The organism is Rhizobium sp. R634 (assembly GCF_002211305.1).
GTDB lineage: Bacteria > Pseudomonadota > Alphaproteobacteria > Rhizobiales > Rhizobiaceae > Rhizobium.
On record NZ_LOKW01000023.1, the window covers coordinates 328,690 to 343,630 of the forward strand.

20 protein-coding genes are annotated in these 14,941 nt (G+C 60.6%); 17 read left to right on the forward strand and 3 right to left on the reverse strand.

Going from position 1 to position 14,941, the window contains the following annotated elements; all coding sequences use genetic code 11:
* The first annotated feature begins 1 nt into the window (after position 1).
* From ATY77_RS19520 to virB11, 10 genes are read left to right on the forward strand one after another with little or no spacing between them, the layout of a single operon-like run.
* On the forward strand, positions 2 to 340 hold the full coding sequence (locus tag ATY77_RS19520; RefSeq protein WP_088688458.1) for a type IV secretion system protein VirB3: 339 nt from the start codon (positions 2 to 4) through the stop codon (positions 338 to 340).
* Positions 333 to 2,699: a VirB4 family type IV secretion system protein gene (locus ATY77_RS19525; RefSeq protein ID WP_088688459.1), complete on the forward strand. Its 2,367-nt coding sequence runs from the start codon at positions 333 to 335 to the stop codon at positions 2,697 to 2,699. The genes ATY77_RS19520 and ATY77_RS19525 overlap by 8 nt, the downstream gene beginning before the upstream one ends.
* Complete coding sequence (gene virB5 / locus ATY77_RS19530; protein ID WP_190237658.1) at positions 2,696 to 3,397, forward strand: P-type DNA transfer protein VirB5; 702 nt, start codon at positions 2,696 to 2,698, stop codon at positions 3,395 to 3,397. The genes ATY77_RS19525 and virB5 overlap by 4 nt, the downstream gene beginning before the upstream one ends.
* Positions 3,394 to 3,627 carry an EexN family lipoprotein gene (locus ATY77_RS19535; protein WP_088688460.1) on the forward strand — a complete coding sequence of 78 codons (234 nt, stop codon included), beginning with the start codon at positions 3,394 to 3,396 and terminating at the stop codon, positions 3,625 to 3,627. The genes virB5 and ATY77_RS19535 overlap by 4 nt, the downstream gene beginning before the upstream one ends.
* A gap of 3 nt (positions 3,628 to 3,630) precedes the next feature.
* Positions 3,631 to 4,563, forward strand: coding sequence for a type IV secretion system protein (locus tag ATY77_RS19540; protein ID WP_088688461.1), 933 nt, complete (start codon positions 3,631 to 3,633; stop codon positions 4,561 to 4,563).
* Positions 4,564 to 4,602: 39 nt separating this feature from the next.
* Complete coding sequence (locus ATY77_RS33270; protein WP_088688462.1) at positions 4,603 to 4,884, forward strand: hypothetical protein; 282 nt, start codon at positions 4,603 to 4,605, stop codon at positions 4,882 to 4,884.
* 1 nt (position 4,885) lies between these two features.
* Positions 4,886 to 5,557: a virB8 family protein gene (locus ATY77_RS19550; protein ID WP_088688463.1), complete on the forward strand. Its 672-nt coding sequence runs from the start codon at positions 4,886 to 4,888 to the stop codon at positions 5,555 to 5,557.
* Positions 5,554 to 6,411: a P-type conjugative transfer protein VirB9 gene (virB9, locus tag ATY77_RS19555; protein ID WP_088688464.1), complete on the forward strand. Its 858-nt coding sequence runs from the start codon at positions 5,554 to 5,556 to the stop codon at positions 6,409 to 6,411. The genes ATY77_RS19550 and virB9 overlap by 4 nt, the downstream gene beginning before the upstream one ends.
* 8 nt (positions 6,412 to 6,419) lie before the next feature.
* Positions 6,420 to 7,592: a type IV secretion system protein VirB10 gene (gene virB10 / locus ATY77_RS19560; protein ID WP_088688465.1), complete on the forward strand. Its 1,173-nt coding sequence runs from the start codon at positions 6,420 to 6,422 to the stop codon at positions 7,590 to 7,592.
* An 8-nt stretch (positions 7,593 to 7,600) separates the two neighbouring features.
* Positions 7,601 to 8,632, forward strand: coding sequence for a P-type DNA transfer ATPase VirB11 (gene virB11 / locus ATY77_RS19565; RefSeq protein ID WP_088688466.1), 1,032 nt, complete (start codon positions 7,601 to 7,603; stop codon positions 8,630 to 8,632).
* 373 nt (positions 8,633 to 9,005) lie between these two features.
* Here virB11 and ATY77_RS19570 read toward each other — a convergent pair whose 3' ends face one another.
* Together ATY77_RS19570 and ATY77_RS32620 are read right to left on the reverse strand one after the other, a co-directional pair.
* A complete protein-coding gene (locus tag ATY77_RS19570; protein ID WP_088688467.1) occupies positions 9,006 to 10,196 on the reverse strand; it encodes a DUF1173 domain-containing protein in 1,191 nt (396 codons plus the stop codon).
* A gap of 66 nt (positions 10,197 to 10,262) precedes the next feature.
* Positions 10,263 to 10,616: a hypothetical protein gene (locus tag ATY77_RS32620; protein WP_141103953.1), complete on the reverse strand. Its 354-nt coding sequence runs from the start codon at positions 10,614 to 10,616 to the stop codon at positions 10,263 to 10,265.
* 391 nt (positions 10,617 to 11,007) lie between these two features.
* Here ATY77_RS32620 and vapB point away from each other — a divergent pair, with 391 nt between their 5' ends.
* Positions 11,008 to 11,244, forward strand: coding sequence for a type II toxin-antitoxin system VapB family antitoxin (vapB, locus tag ATY77_RS19575; protein ID WP_088688468.1), 237 nt, complete (start codon positions 11,008 to 11,010; stop codon positions 11,242 to 11,244).
* Positions 11,244 to 11,645 (forward strand): type II toxin-antitoxin system VapC family toxin, encoded by a 402-nt coding sequence (locus tag ATY77_RS19580; protein WP_088688469.1) that lies wholly within the window; start codon positions 11,244 to 11,246, stop codon positions 11,643 to 11,645. The genes vapB and ATY77_RS19580 overlap by 1 nt, the downstream gene beginning before the upstream one ends.
* On the opposite strand, the gene ATY77_RS19585 is transcribed toward ATY77_RS19580, so the two are convergent.
* On the reverse strand, positions 11,601 to 11,975 hold the full coding sequence (locus tag ATY77_RS19585) for a WGR domain-containing protein (RefSeq protein WP_245314359.1): 375 nt from the start codon (positions 11,973 to 11,975) through the stop codon (positions 11,601 to 11,603). The two genes, ATY77_RS19580 and ATY77_RS19585, sit on opposite strands and share 45 nt — an antisense overlap.
* A 500-nt stretch (positions 11,976 to 12,475) precedes the next feature.
* Here ATY77_RS19585 and ATY77_RS19595 point away from each other — a divergent pair, with 500 nt between their 5' ends.
* The 5 genes from ATY77_RS19595 to ATY77_RS19620 all read left to right on the forward strand — a co-directional run bounded on the left by ATY77_RS19595 (position 12,476) and on the right by ATY77_RS19620 (position 14,941).
* Complete coding sequence (locus ATY77_RS19595; RefSeq protein WP_088688471.1) at positions 12,476 to 12,793, forward strand: DUF736 domain-containing protein; 318 nt, start codon at positions 12,476 to 12,478, stop codon at positions 12,791 to 12,793.
* A 321-nt stretch (positions 12,794 to 13,114) separates the two neighbouring features.
* Positions 13,115 to 13,282, forward strand: a complete 168-nt coding sequence (locus ATY77_RS32935) for a hypothetical protein (RefSeq protein WP_190237660.1) — start codon at positions 13,115 to 13,117, stop codon at positions 13,280 to 13,282.
* A 332-nt stretch (positions 13,283 to 13,614) separates the two neighbouring features.
* Entirely contained in the window at positions 13,615 to 14,085 is a 471-nt protein-coding gene (locus tag ATY77_RS19610; RefSeq protein WP_088688473.1) for a hypothetical protein, read from the forward strand.
* Between the two features lie 176 nt (positions 14,086 to 14,261).
* Entirely contained in the window at positions 14,262 to 14,528 is a 267-nt protein-coding gene (locus tag ATY77_RS19615; protein WP_088688474.1) for a type II toxin-antitoxin system prevent-host-death family antitoxin, read from the forward strand.
* Positions 14,528 to 14,941 carry a hypothetical protein gene (locus ATY77_RS19620; RefSeq protein ID WP_088688475.1) on the forward strand — a complete coding sequence of 138 codons (414 nt, stop codon included), beginning with the start codon at positions 14,528 to 14,530 and terminating at the stop codon, positions 14,939 to 14,941. The genes ATY77_RS19615 and ATY77_RS19620 overlap by 1 nt, the downstream gene beginning before the upstream one ends.

A 14,941-nucleotide genomic window follows, 5' to 3' on the forward strand; every position in this document is an offset into this window, starting at 1 on the left:
CATGGCGAGCACTCTGAGTCTCGAAGACGACACGTTGTTTCTCGCCTGCACGCGCCCGGCAATGATCGCGGGCGTGACCATGGAGGCGATGGGCGCCAACATCATGCTGACGACCATCCTCTACATCACCGCGGGATCGATCGCCTACGCGCTGGTCGGGATCGTCTTTCATGTCCTGTTTCGCGCGCTCGTCAAGCACGACCACAACATGTTTCGGATCCTGATTGCGTGGATCGAAACCCGTGGCCGCTCTCGCAATGCCGCCTATTGGGGTGGCGCCACGCTCTCGCCTCTGACGCTCACCCGGCGTTATGACGAAAGGGATCTCAGCTTTGTCTAACATTGCGACGCTCCGGTCGCGCGAGCTCGGGCCGGAGACCTTCATTCCCTATGTCAGGCATGTCGACGAGACGACCATTGCGCTCGAATCCCGAGCGTTGATGACCATGATCGCTCTCGACGGCGTTTCCTTCGAAACATCAGACATCAGGGACCTCAACGGCCTGCACCGCAGCCTGAACACGCTCTATCGCAATATCGCCGACGAGCGGCTGGCGCTCTGGACGCATGTCGTGCGCCGCCGCGACAATGCCTATCCCGAGGGACGCTTCGCCAATCCCTTCTCCGACGGTCTGAATGCGAGATACCGCGCGCGGATGGTGGGCGAAGACCTGTTTCGCAACGATCTCTATCTCACCCTCGTCTGGCATCCCGGCCGGGATCCCGCCGAAAAGGCAGCCAAACTTCTCTCCCGGCTGCGCAAGGCGCACCGATCCGATACCGAGCTTGACGGGCAGGCTCTGAAGCATCTGCGTGACCGCGTGGCCGATGTCGTCGCCGGCCTGCAGCGCTTCGAGCCGCGGCTGCTCACCCTTCATGAACAGGACGGCATCCTGTTCTCTGGCCCGAGCGAAGTGCTCCACCAGATCGTCGGCGGCCGGCGGGAACCGATCCCGTTGACGGAGGGACGAATTTCCTCGGCGATCTATTCCGACCGGGTGATTTTCGGGCGCGAGACCGTCGAGATCCGTCACGAGGCCGACAGCCGCTATGCCGGCATGTTCGGCTTCAAGGAGTATCCGGCGACCACGCGCAGCGGCATGCTCGACGCTATCCTGACCGCACCTTTCGAGCTCATCCTGACGCAGTCCTTCGCCTTCGCCTCAAAGGCCGATGCCCGCACGATCATGGGCCGCAAGCAGAACCAGATGGTCAGCGCCGGCGACAAGGCGGCCTCGCAGATCGAGGAACTCGGCGAGGCGATGGACGATCTTGAATCCAATCGCTTCGTTCTCGGAGAGCATCACCTTGCGCTTGCCGTCTTCGCGCCCTCGGTCAAGGAACTGACCGATCACATGGCGAAGGCGCGCGCCTACCTCACCAGTGGCGGCGCGGTTGTCGCCCGCGAGGATCTCGGGCTCGAGGCTGCCTGGTGGGCGCAATTACCGGGCAATTTCCGCTATCGGGCGCGCTCGGGCGCGATCACCTCCCGTAACTTCGCAGCCCTGGCGCCCTATCATTCCTATCCGGCGGGCAAGAAGGACGGCAACGAGTGGGGACCGGCCGTCGCCATGCTCAAGACCGCGTCTGGCTCACCCTTCTATTTTAACTTTCACCACGGCGACCTCGGCAACACTTTCGTCTGCGGCCCGTCGGGTACGGGCAAGACGGTGCTGTTGAACTTCATGCTGTCGCAGCTCGAAAAGCACGATCCGCATATGGTCTTCTTCGACAAGGACCGCGGCGCGGATCTCTTCGTCCGTGCAGCCGGCGGTACTTATCTACCGCTGAGGAATGGTGTCTCCACCGGCTGCGCGCCGTTGAAAGCACTGGAATTCACGGCGGAAAACAAAGTATTCCTCACCGGTTGGATCGCCAAGCTGGTCCGATCCGGATCTGGCGAACTATCGATCATCGAGTTGCGCGACATCGCCTCGGCGGTCGACGGGGTGGCGGACCTGCCGGTGGAGCGTCGCTCCATCGGCGCCCTGCGCACCTTCCTCAACAACACCGATCCCGAGGGCATTGGAGCACGTCTCCGACGGTGGGAGAGGGGCGGGCCGCTTGGCTGGGTCTTCGACAACGAAGCCGACGATATCGGCATCGGCGCCAGGCTCATCGGCTACGACATGACCGATTTCCTCGACAACGAGGAGATCCGCACGCCGTTGATGGCTTACCTGTTCTATCGCATCGAGCAGTTGATTGACGGGCGGCGCATCATCATCGTCATCGACGAATTCTGGAAGGCGCTACAGGACGAAGGTTTTCGTGATCTCGCCCAGAACAAGCTCAAGACGATCCGCAAGCAGAACGGTCTCATGTTGTTTGCGACCCAGAGCCCGCGCGACGCCATCGTCTCGCCGATCGCCCACACGATCATCGAGCAGTGCCCGACTCAGGTCTTTCTGCCGAACCCGCGCGGCGACCGCGCCGACTATGTTGACGGCTTCAAGCTGACCGAGCGCGAATTCGAGCTCGTCTCACGCGAGCTCTCCGTCGAGAGCCGCCGGTTCATCGTCAAGCAGGGGCACAACAGCGTCGTCGCCGAGCTGAACCTCAACGGCTTCGACGACGAACTCGCCATCCTCTCCGGCCGGACGGCCAATGTGGAACTGGCCGACTCGATCCGATCTGAGATCGGCGAGGGACCGGAGGACTGGCTTGCCGTGTTTCACAAGAGAAGGAAGACAGCATGATCCGCCCAGGAACGATTCGGTCCTTGTTTCTATCGGCCGCTTTTTTGGCTTCGGCGGTGCTGGCACCGGCCCAGGGCATCCCGGTCATCGATCAGACGTCGATCGCCAAGCAGATCGAGAGCATCACGCAGCTGAAGTCCCAGCTCGACACCTTGAACCAGCAGCTCCAGCAGGCCCAGCAGCTCTACGGATCGCTGAACAAGATCACCGACATGGCTGACGTCGCCAACCTGCTGAACGATCCCTCGATCCGCAAGGCGCTGCCGCAGGATTTCAACGCGATCGAGGGACTGTTCAAAGGTTCCGGCAGCGGCGTCTTCGGCAGTTCCGCCTCGAAATTCCTTCAGGACAACTCCAGCTACCGCACCGATGCCGACGATTTCTATGCGCAGGAGCTGTCGCGCATCCAGAACCAGAACGCCGCCCAGATGAGTCTCGGCCAGCAGATCTATGATGCAGCGACCAAGCGCATCGACGGTATCGACGAGCTTCGCCAGAAAATCTCCAGTGCGGCCGATGCCAAGGACATCGCCGACCTGCAGGCTCGTCTCCAGGCCGAGACCGCCTTCCTGCAAACCGATGTCCTGCGCATGGAGGGCCTGCAGATGGTTCAGCAGGCTCAGCTGCAGGTCGATGACCAACGCAAGGCCGAAGATTGGCGCAAGCGCATGGACACGATGGGAGCAGCACTCAAATGAGATGGTTTCTTTCTGGTGCGGCCATGGTTTTCCTCGCGGCCTGCTCCCCGCAGACGGAGAAGACTTACACCGTCGATGAACTTGCGGCCGATGATGGTCTGCTCGCGAAAATCATCGGCGAATGCCGCAACAATCCCGGCGAACTCCGAGACACGCCCAATTGCCGCAACGCCGAGGCTGCGGACGGCAAGCTGCGGCTGGAGCGCATGCGCAAGTCGCTCGGGGGCTGAGCGATGTATCAGGTCTTCAGCTTCGTTGACGGGCAATTCAAGACACCCTTGGAAAACTTCATTTCCTCCGGCACCTCGAATATCGCCAGCTGGGTCAGCGGCCCGCTGACGGCGGCGCTTACGCTCTATGTCGTGCTCTACGGCTATCTCGTTCTGCGCGGCTCCGTGCCGGAACCGATCCTCGAATTCGCCTTCCGGGCGATGAAGCTCGCCATCATCGTCATGCTGGTCAGGAATGCCGGCGACTATCAGACCTACGTCACCAATATCTTTTTCGATGCGCTGCCGCGCGAAATCTCGCAGGCTCTAAACTCCGGCACGGCGCCGAGCGCATCGACCTTCGACAGCCTGCTCGATAAGGGCCAGAAATGCGCCTATGAGATCTGGTCGCGCGCCTCCTGGCCGGTTGATATCGTCACCGGCATCGGTGGCATGATGGTCATCGGTGCGAGCTTCATCGTGGCGGCGATCGGCTATATCGTTTCGCTCTATGCCCGGCTGGCGCTCGCCATCGTTCTGGCCATCGGCCCGATCTTCATCGCGCTCGCGATGTTCCAATCCACTCGCCGGTTCACCGAATCCTGGATCGGCCAGCTCGTCAATTTCGTCATTCTTCAGGTGCTCGTCGTTGCCATCGGCTCGCTGCTGATCACCTGCATCGACACGACGTTTACGGCGATCGAAGGCTATAGCGACGTCCTGATGCGGCCGATCGCGCTCTGCGCCATTTGCCTTGCCGCTCTCTATGTTTTCTACCAACTGCCCGGCATTGCTTCGGCTCTTGCGGCGGGCGGGGCGTCGCTCACCTACGGCTACGGTGCCGCCCGCGATGCGCACGAAAGCACGCTCGCCTGGGCGACATCCCATACCGCCAGAGCGGTCGGCCGCGGCGCGCGTTCCGTCGTCCGCCGCCTGACGCCAGGCCGGACCGAATGACGGCAACCAACGCTTCAGACAATTGAACAGGTTTTTTGGATGCTCCGTATCGTTTTGTCGCTTCTTCTGACCGCTGGTCTCATAGGCTGCGGTTCGATTTCCCACCCGCTCCCGAAATGTGATGGTTATTCCCGCCGGCCGTTGAACCGTGCCATGTGGCAGTGGCAGGACAGTGGAGGCGAGCAACCGGCGACCGGGGCCGTTCCCGCTGAGCCGACCAGTCACGCCGCCGCCTATGTGCAGGAGCCGTCCTCAGTTCCGCCGGCCGCTTTCGCGCATTTCGATGTCGCGGGCTCCTACCGTCCGTGCGAGGGCGAATGATATGGTGACCACGGACAACCTCAAAAGTTACTTTGAAAAAGCCCGCCGGTTCGATCAGGACCGTATGATCCAGGTCGAGCGTTCCGCCCGCATTGCCTGGTTCGTCGCTGCTTGCGCCAGCATCCTGGCCGGCGTCTCGGTATTTGCCGTTGCCGGCCTCACCCCTTTGAAAACCGTCGAGCCCTTCGTCGTGCGGGTCGATAATTCCACCGGCATCGTCGATGTGGTCTCGGCGCTGACATCGACCGCCGGCACCTACGACGAGGCCGTCACCAAATATTTCGCGGCCAAATATGTCCGCGCCCGCGAAGGTTATGTCTGGAGTGAAGGAGAGGAGAATTTCCGCACCGTCGCCTTGCTGTCGACGCAGCCGGAACAGACGCGGTTTGCAGCGGTCTATCGCGGCAGCAACCCGGATTCCCCGCAGAACATCTACGGCCGTAGCGCCACGGCGCGGATCAACATCGTTTCCATCTCGCTGATCAACGCCAATGTGGCATCCGTCCGCTATATGAGAACCGTGACCCGCGGTGACGAGGTGCGCACCACGCATTGGGTTGCGACCCTTACCTTCTCCTATGCCAACGCTCCGATGTCCTCGACCGATCGGCTGATCAATCCGCTCGGCTTCGCCGTCAGCGAATATCGCGCCGATCCGGAGGCCATCAATTGAGACCGCACTTTCTCCTTCCGCTCTTCCTGGCCGTCGGCCTTTCCTCGGCGGCGCTTGCCCTGGAAACGCCACGCGGCGCCGCGCAGGACAGCCGCATCCGTTTCGTCGACTATCAGCCCTATAACATCACCAAAGTCGTCGGCACGCTCCGGTCTTCGGTGCAGATCGAATTCGCCGCCGACGAAGAAATCGCTCATATCGCGCTTGGCAACAGCGTCGCCTGGGAAGTGGCGCCGGCCGGCAACATTCTATTCTTGAAGCCTCGGGAAAATCAGCCGGTGACGAATATCTCCGTGGTGACGACACGACGGGACGGCTCGACCCGCAGCTATCAGATGGAACTCACCGTCCGTGACGGCAGCGTCGAAGCCGGTCAGAACACCTATTTCTATGTGAAATATCGCTATCCTGCAGATGAGGTGGAGCGACGCCGGCAGGAAGCGGCCGCCCGGGCGCAGGCGGCACAGGCCGGCGAGGCCGATCGCGTGCTTGCCCTCCACGAAGCCTATGGGCCGCGCAACTGGCGTTATTCCGCTCAAGGATCCCAGGCGCTCGAACCGCAAGCGGTCTATGACAACGGGAAGGTCACTACCTTCGCCTTTGCCGGCAACCAGGAAATGCCTGCGGTCTATATGGAAAACTCCGACGGCAGCGAAAGCCTGGTTCCGAAGTCCGTCGACGGCAATCTCGTCCTCGTTCACGCGATCAGCCGCAAGTTCATACTGCGCCGAGGCGGCGACGTCCTCTGCGTCTTCAACGAAGCCTACGATCGCGTCGGCATCAATCCCGAGACCAATACGACGTCACCATCGGTCGAGCGCCTCGTCAAAGCGCCGCCCGGCGCGGCGCAATAGGAGGTGACATGGCCGAGGAAGAGATTTCCCAGATCCCCGGCGAGCGCGCCGAGACGTCGGCCGGTGGCCGGCTCGACAACAACCCGATCCTCAAACGCGGCGCTGTCGCCTTGGCGATCGTCGTCTTTGTCGCCTTCGCTCTCTGGTCGATGCGCGGCCAGGACAAGCCGTCAGATGGTGCCCAGCCGGAGCGGGTGGTTATCCGCCAGACATCGGATTTCGAACCTGCGAAGGAGCCACAGTCGGTGGTGACACCGCCGCAGGTCCAGCTCCCGACGCCAGTCGCCGCCGAGCAGGCGCCGACCGACGACGACAAGCTGCTCGATGCTGCCCGCCGTGCGCCGGTCATTGTCTATAGCGGCGAGAAATCGCCGGCGACGCGGCGGCAGGATCAGGATGCGGCAACGGATCAGGCTTCCAACTACGTGCCGCTCGGCGCCAATCCCGGTGGCTTCGCCTCGCGGGGCGAAAACGAGGATGAGCGCTTCAACCGCTTACTGACGCCGACGCAATTGCAGGGATCGCGTGCCGGCACGTTGGGCAATCGCGATTTCATCGTCGCCATGGGCACATCCATTCCTTGCGTTCTCGAGACCGCGCTCTCTTCCGATCAGCCGGGGTTCACGAGCTGCGTCATCAACCGCGACGTCCTTTCAGATAACGGCCGCGTGGTGCTCATGGAAAAAGGCACGCAGGTCGTCGGTGAATATCGCGGCGGCATTCGGCGTGGGCAAAAACGTCTATTCGTTCTCTGGAACCGGGCGAAGACGCCGAAGGGCGTGATCATCACTTTGGCGTCGCCGGCAACCGATGCGCTCGGCCGCGCCGGCATCGACGGCTATGTCGACACCCATTGGTGGGAGCGGTTTGGCAGCGCGATGCTCCTGTCGATCGTCGGCGACGCCAGTTCCTATGCCAGCAGCCGGCTGCAGGACAGCGATGTCGAAACGCAAAACACCACCAGCGCCGGTCAGCAGGCAGCGGCGATCGCCGTCGAGCAATCGATCAACATTCCGCCGACGCTCATGAAACATCAGGGCGAACTGGTTTCGATCTTCGTCGCCCGCGATCTGGATTTCTCCAGCGTCTACCGCCTTCGTGTGACCGAGCCCCGCAACCGCATCTACGACCGTGCTGCGCTTGGGGATTTCAGCCCCTCCTCGAAGCTCGTGACAAAATAGGTTCGGCGATGACTGAAGCTGCCGACACCGGCGTCGTGCGCGAACTGCTTTCGCCGCTATCACGCTTCCTGCGCGACAAGACGCTCTATGAGGTCATCGTCAACCGGCCCGGGCAGATTGTCACGGAGGGCAGACAAGGATGGCAAACTCACGACGTGCCGGAGCTGTCATACGACAGGCTGATGCGTCTCGCCCGAGCGGTTGCGAGCTTCTCTAGCCAATCGATCGACGAGACGCGGCCGATCCTGTCGGCGACTCTACCGGACAGCGAGCGGATCCAGATCGTCATCCCGCCGGCAACGACGAAGGGAACCGTCAGCATCACCATCCGCAAGCCGTCCTCCGTGTCGCTGACCCTGGAGGATCTCGATCATGGAGGCTTGTTCGCCGATGTTTTGCCGGCCCAAGACGACGGGCGCCGATCAGACCATAGGCTGTTGGAATACTATCGGATCGGTGCCTACAAGGCCTTTCTCCGGGAGGCGGTGTTTGCAAGAAAGAACATCATAATTTCCGGCGCCACCGGGTCGGGAAAAACAACTCTATCGAAAGCGCTGATCCGCCACATTCCGCAAAGCGAGCGGATCATTTCCATCGAGGACACACCGGAGCTGGTGGTCCCGCAACCCAACCATGTTCGGCTATTTTACTCCAAAGGCGGGCAGGGGCTCGCCAAGGTCGGTGCCAAGGACCTGCTCGAATCGTGTCTCCGCATGCGGCCTGACCGTATCCTGCTGCAGGAGCTGCGTGACGGGACGGCATTCTACTACATCCGTAATGTCAACTCCGGCCATCCCGGCTCGATCACGACGGTCCATGCCGACTCCGCCCGCCTCGCCTTCGAGCAGCTGACGTTGCTGGTTAAGGAGTCGGAGGGGGGTGGGGACCTGGAACGGCACGACATCCGCGAGATGCTGACGATCGCAGTCGACATCATCGTGCAATGCAAGCGGATCGACGGCCGGTTTCGGGTGAGCGAGATCTACTATCGAGACACTGTTGAGGCGGTGACAAGGGCAGTGGGTCAGTATTCTAAGTGAACCCGTTCCCTGGAGTCTGTCCATTGCCGTGGCGGGGCAGACCTCGAATAGGCCTCTCTCAACCGACGGCGCAGAAAAATAGGGCCGCTGGAAAACCAGGGCCCTTTAAGGTGTGAAGGTCAATACCTCCAGAGGGGAACAGCTGACACGATGGTACTGGGAGGAAAACCATCAACTGCATCAGCTGGAGGCAATATGCTCATATTTTGACCGCTTGGTAAAACATTTTTTGTGCAGTGCAGCTATGCAGAAATGGCAGAGAGTTCTCTCGGCCGATTTGACCGGACGAAGAGCTTCATGCAGTCGAGGCCGCCGGCGCGATGTCCTTCCTTTAGGGTCATCTGCGTCGCGTGACTAAGGAAGCTGGCGTCGATCATGGCAGCCGCGGCATTTCGCCGTCGGCTAGACGCCAGATCCATGGTGTCATCTCGGCTCGCGCGGCGATCATCTCATCCAGGGCAATCTCGTAGTCTTCGTCGGCGTTCGTTGGAACGATGAACATAGCGACCGGCGCCGGCCTTGCCTCCGGTAACGTCGCGGAGGCAATGGGCCGGTCGCGAGAAAGATCGAACCGCAACCCCTTCACGCTTCTGCGCTTGAGGCCGGAGAGCCGCTCCAGGAGACGCAGTTCATGGACATTTTCGAACGGAATCCAGTTCTCGTTGACCATCATCATCGCCACTTCGTCGACCGAGGCGATCCCCGCGCCCGACATACCGAACGTGGCGATGAGGATGAGATGAAACTCCTCGTTGGATCGCCAGAGTTCCAGCTCGGTTTCATACCGGACGTTCAACCGCTTCCACGCGCCCTCGTCGATCATGAAAGGGAAAGGCAGGTGACGCACTACTATCTTCTGGCCATCGCGTGCCGAGGAAAATTCCTTCACCTCCGCGACCGTCATCATCAGTTTGCGTGGACCGGGGCCAGTAGCCTGCGCGCCGGCCAATATCGCCGCGCGCCTGGCGGAGATCCCATCCTTGTCCTCCTGGTGGAACACCTCCGGGACGAACAGGATGTCGCTGAGCGGGCCGCCGCGGACGATCATCTGCCTCGCTGCGTTCAACAGGCTGCTGCGGACGCGACCCCAGCCGCGTCTTCCAGCCCATAGCGCCGTCCATTCCGTCAGTTCCCCTGTCTCCCAGAGATAGTGGAGCGTCGCCTTGAGCGACAGTTTTTTCGGATCGCTTCGCACCGTTTCCGACGGTGCCGAAGATGAGGCCGAAGCCGACCGGTTCCCTCGTTTCGACAGCGAGAAATCGAGTTTGAGCACAGCCGCGCCCGTCGCCGCGTCGATCTGGATGGCATTGCCGATCAACGGCCCGAGGCCGGATAGCTCATAGGGCGGTTCGTAGGATGGGCAGCCGGTATCGTGATCTCGTCCTGAAAGCGGCATCCGTTTGATCAGGAACTGGTCGTCCATCCGGGCGATATACATCGGCACCGGCGCTTTCCTACACCGACAAAGTGGCCTGAGCTTCTGTTCGTAGGCGCGTTCGAGATGCAGCTGAAAGTCTGGGGAGCTTTCATCGAACGTCTGGCTACCGATCAAAAACTGTCGCACGTTTCCCTCGCTTGCCCGCAAAGACTGATCAAGCCGCACAGGAAGGCGTAGCATAGGTGCGGTGGATTATACTAGGGAAAATTCGTCAGTATAAGGGAACGAAAATGCCCGACACGCTATAGAGAAACGCGAAAAATCCAGCGACCGATGGTCCGGCGGGCCATGCCCAAGGATCATGAGAATGAGCGCCAACGCCGCAAGCCGCATCATCGAACCCTCTGATGTTCGAGTGCCTGACATCCGGATGACATAAAAGAGAGTGGCGCAGGCAGAATGAACCATCAGCGGGAAGGCAAGAAAATCACCCGGCTTGCCATCAACAAGCTTCACGACAGAAAGGCCAAGCCGTCCAAGCGCCAATGCGCATACGACGATCCCGGTCAGCAGCAAAGGCCTTAGGCGAAAATGCTGATCTTGCAATGTACGCCCCGACGACGCACGCGTGCGAAGGCAAATTTCCTCCGCCCCCAACCCTGAAATTTCGGCCCCCGGCGATCATGATAATTAGAAGTCATCAGGCCGGGAACATGGAGTGGTCTTGGTGCATCCGGCTTTTTTAGGCCGGCTGCAACTGGGCATTGCGAAAAGGGGGAGAGGAGCCGGAAAGGCTTGGTCCAGATGGGTTTGCCGCCTCGGCGTCTGGTTTTTTAAGCGAGTGAAGGCGACGGACACGTCGCTGGCGATCGAAGATGCCGGCTGCCGTGCAGCCGCACACGGCTTAAGGGTATGATCTCTTGAAGGGCAGTATTGTATCGCGACATCAAATGTACTATGTACACACATGTGATGTACGTGAAAGAAGGAGCATGTCGTGCACACGACCAAGGTATTCAAAAACGGCAACTCGCAAGCTGTGCGCATCCCTGCGGATTTGGCTTACAGCCAGACCGAGGTGGATCTTGAAATCGAGCGGATCGGTGACGAGCTTCGCATCCGTCCGCTAAAGCCGTCCTTGGAAGGCGTGCTTTCGCGTTTCGCGAGGTTTGACCGTTCGTTCATGGCGGAGGGACGCGATGATCATGAGCAGGCCGAGCGGGATGCGCTTTGATGCCGCTTTATATGCTCGACACCAACATGTGCATCTACCTGATGAAGGAGCAGCCGCCGCAAGTCGCGCGTCGCTTTGCTCAATGCCGTGTCGGGGACGTTGTCATGTCAGCCGTTACATTTGCGGAACTTGAATATGGTGTCTCTGCCTCGACGAACGTGGAAAAGGAGCGGGCAAACCTGGAATTCCTGATAGAAGCGATCCCAGTTGCGCCTTTCGACGCCAATGCGGCGCGGGCCTATGGACCTGTCAGGTTTGCCACGCGCGAACGCAAAAAAGATCATCTGGACAAATTGATAGCCGCTCATGCACTCTCGATCGACGCGATCCTCGTGACCAATAATGTGCGGGACTTTTCATTCTACGATGGTTTGCCGATTGAGAACTGGTTGTTGTTGTGAGCGCGAAAGCGCGACCAAGCTACGTGCTGCGTTCTCGTGGCGATAGCCGCGGCGCAGTTTGCGACTGGCCACACGTTCCAGGGCAACCGCAGCTTGCCCGAGCGTGTCGAACAGTTCCACCTTTAGCCGACCTTCGGTTCCGATCCGGCCCCAGTTGCGCACGAGCGAGCTGCCTCCGAACAATGTCGGCTGGATCGACAGGCGATAGAAGCGCGCCATGTTCAGCGCCCGGTCGATCCGGTAGAGCAATGTGGTGTCGGCTTGTGCATCCATGACCGGATCATGCGCGCTCCCCGTTTGGCCGTCTAACGACTTTCCTGAATCGGTCATGGCAAATCGATTCATATCGGTGATGCATCTTGCCGCTCGATGGTCTCTTTAACCGTGCCGCCACTGACGACCATCGCTGAGATAAGACGAGCGGGAGTGCTGGCGTAGGCGTCGACGAATTGGCGAACACCGATGTCTCGGGCCGGAGTGCTCATAAGCAATGACGCCAGGACCGTTGTTTTTGCCGTTCAGCGTCGCGGATGAAACCCGGCCATGATCGTCTACCTTCCTGTCTGAAGTGTTGGCGCACCCATGCAGATCTCGATGGATCTGGTGTGACCGAAGGGCGCCTTTCGTCTCGATCGCCATCCCGCAACGGCCGTCCGCGACTTTCTTCCCCTGCGAACTGCGTTCGCATTCCTCGCGATCCAAGAAAGCCGCTCCCACCCGTCCTCCACTTCGTTCCGGCCCGAACGGTGCGGCGTCGATCGCCTGCGGTCCATACACCGCCATCGAGGCCGCGATGGGCGCGGCCCGAACAAACCGGAAGGAACAAGATCATGGCAGTCATCGGCGAATTCACCACCAACGGCAACAACTCCATCGTCGGCAACGTCCGCACCCTCACGGTTAGCATGAAGGCCCGCCTGAATCCCATTGAGCGCGTCTCGCGCGACGCCCCGGACTTCCGCGTCACCGCCGGCAACGGCGTCGAGGTCGGCGCAGGCTGGAAGGCAATCTCCAACGACGGCGAGGAATACATCTCCGTCAAGCTGGACGATCCGAGCTTCAACGCTCCGATCACCGCAGCACTTTGGCCGGGCGACAAGGAAGGAGAATACGCGCTCATCTGGAACCGCCCCAAGCGGGAGGTCTGATCCCAGCCCAAGGAGCTCCGCTAGCGAAGCGGGGCTCTCGTTCTTCCGCACGAACAGCCGAACAACGGGCATCGCGCCCGTTGTTGGCTTTTCTGGTGCCACACGAGAGGGGAAGTCTGCTCAGTCCGTCCGAGGGTGCCATGGCGAAATGAAGGCCTCAAGGACGAGCGGTTCCCCCAATTTTGCCTCCGCTCCGGTTCCCTCCGCTCCGACAAAATCGGCTCCCCCACTCGCCGGCTCCGCCGGTTGCTCCGCAATCCTTGACCCCTCCATCCCGCCATGACCGCGGGCGTCGTCTTTCACAACGTCAAGGAGACGACAATGACCACTTGCATCGACGAAATCATCGAACTGCTGGGCGCCGAGCTGCGGAATGCCGATCCGGCCGAGCGCCGCCAGATCGAGAACGACCTCGAACTGGCGCTGGCCGAACGCGAAGTGATCTGGGCGGAGCAGGATGGCCGCATCGACGCCGAGCCTCCGTTCTGACGGAGGTTTCTTGCCGCATTCACGAGCCTGGCGGCCGGATCGACCGGCCGCCAGGCTGTCAAGGATTTCATCCCTCGACACTCCCGCCGGCTCGCGCCGGAAACGGTCGCGTTCCCTCCAGGCCCGCGGGGCTCTTCTCTTTCTTCCGTCCTATTTTACTCCAGCAAATCCGGCGTCAAGGACGGCGCGGTCTCCCCCAATTTTTCCGCCGCTGCGTTGCACTTCGCTTCCCGAAAAAATCGGTTCCCCCGCTTGCGAGCCGCGTCCCGCGGTCCTTGACCCCTCTTTGCAACAGAGTGGCCGATCTCCGTCATCAACGAAGGAGACGCATCATGACAACCGATCAGAACCTCATGCTCTACACCAAACTTGCCGGCTTCCGGCTCGTCGTCCTCGCAAATCGCTTCGGCTGCGACAGCGAATTCTCGCGAGAGCTTCATGATCGTCTGGTTGAAGGACTTGAAGCGGCGATTGCGCGGATCCAGGTCATCATGGAATTGGAGCGAAGCGTTTTCGCCGGCGAAGATGAGTTCGCCGCCTATCGGCTGGAGGGTGAGACCGAGATTTTCAATCGCCTCAGCATCAATCTGCTGAACACGCTCGAATTCGATTTCGACACGTTTGAATACCGCATCAATGGCAGCAGCTGGATCATCGCGGTGGCGGCGGATGATGACGGTGTCGAAGTCAACTATCCGGAACTGGTCGCGCTGTCCCAGGAGGAACTCGGCTCGCTGGCGCCGATCATAAAGAACATCACGCAGGAAACGGGAATTCCGGTCCACGCAGCACGCGCCATCTAATCCTTGGCATAGAGCAGCTCGGATACTGAGAGGCGGCGGGTTGCCGCCTCTCGACGCATCGGGCGTTGCGCGAGAGCAAGAATGGCACCCTCCTGCCAAACCTCCAATAGGAAGCGATTTGCAGCATTGTTGGAAGTGCTGTATATAACAGCAAATACAGCAATGAGGAACCACCAATGCCCAGGTCAAGCGGCTCCTATTCTACCAGCGATCTCTCCCGCAAATCCGGAGACATCATCGCCGAGGCGCTTCGCCATCCGGTGACCATCACCCAGCGTAACAAGCCGCGTCTCGTCCTCCTCAACATCGAGGATTATCAGCGACTGATGAAACAATCCGACCGTCGATCCGCCGGCACGATCGAGACCATGCCGGATGAACTCTTCGCCGAATTCGAAAACGCCGTCGAGACCTATGCTGGTGAGGATGAGGCAAGTCGGTAATGAGCTATGATCTGATCCAGACCGCAAGCGTCATACGCTATCCCTACCTGTGGGCACGGGAGGCCGAGCGCGGAGAGACGGAAGGGCGCAGGGAGCGGCCGGTCGCGGTCGGCGTAAGAATGCCGCGGCCGGACGGGGATCTGGTTCTCTTCTTTCCCATCACCACCAAGCAGCCGGAGGCGTCGCGCTTTGCCGTAGAGGTGCCCGTGATCGAAAAGCGCCGCGCCGGCCTCGATGCCGATCGCAGACTTTGGGTCATCTTCGATGAATTCAACACCGACATCGTCGGCAATTCATTCTATCTCGAGCCCGAGCCGCCGTCCGGCCGCTTCAGCAAGGCCTTCTTCCTGCCGCTGCTGCGCGAATTCATCAGCCGCCGCAAGTCGGCCACGGAAGTCAGCCGGTTCCGCTGA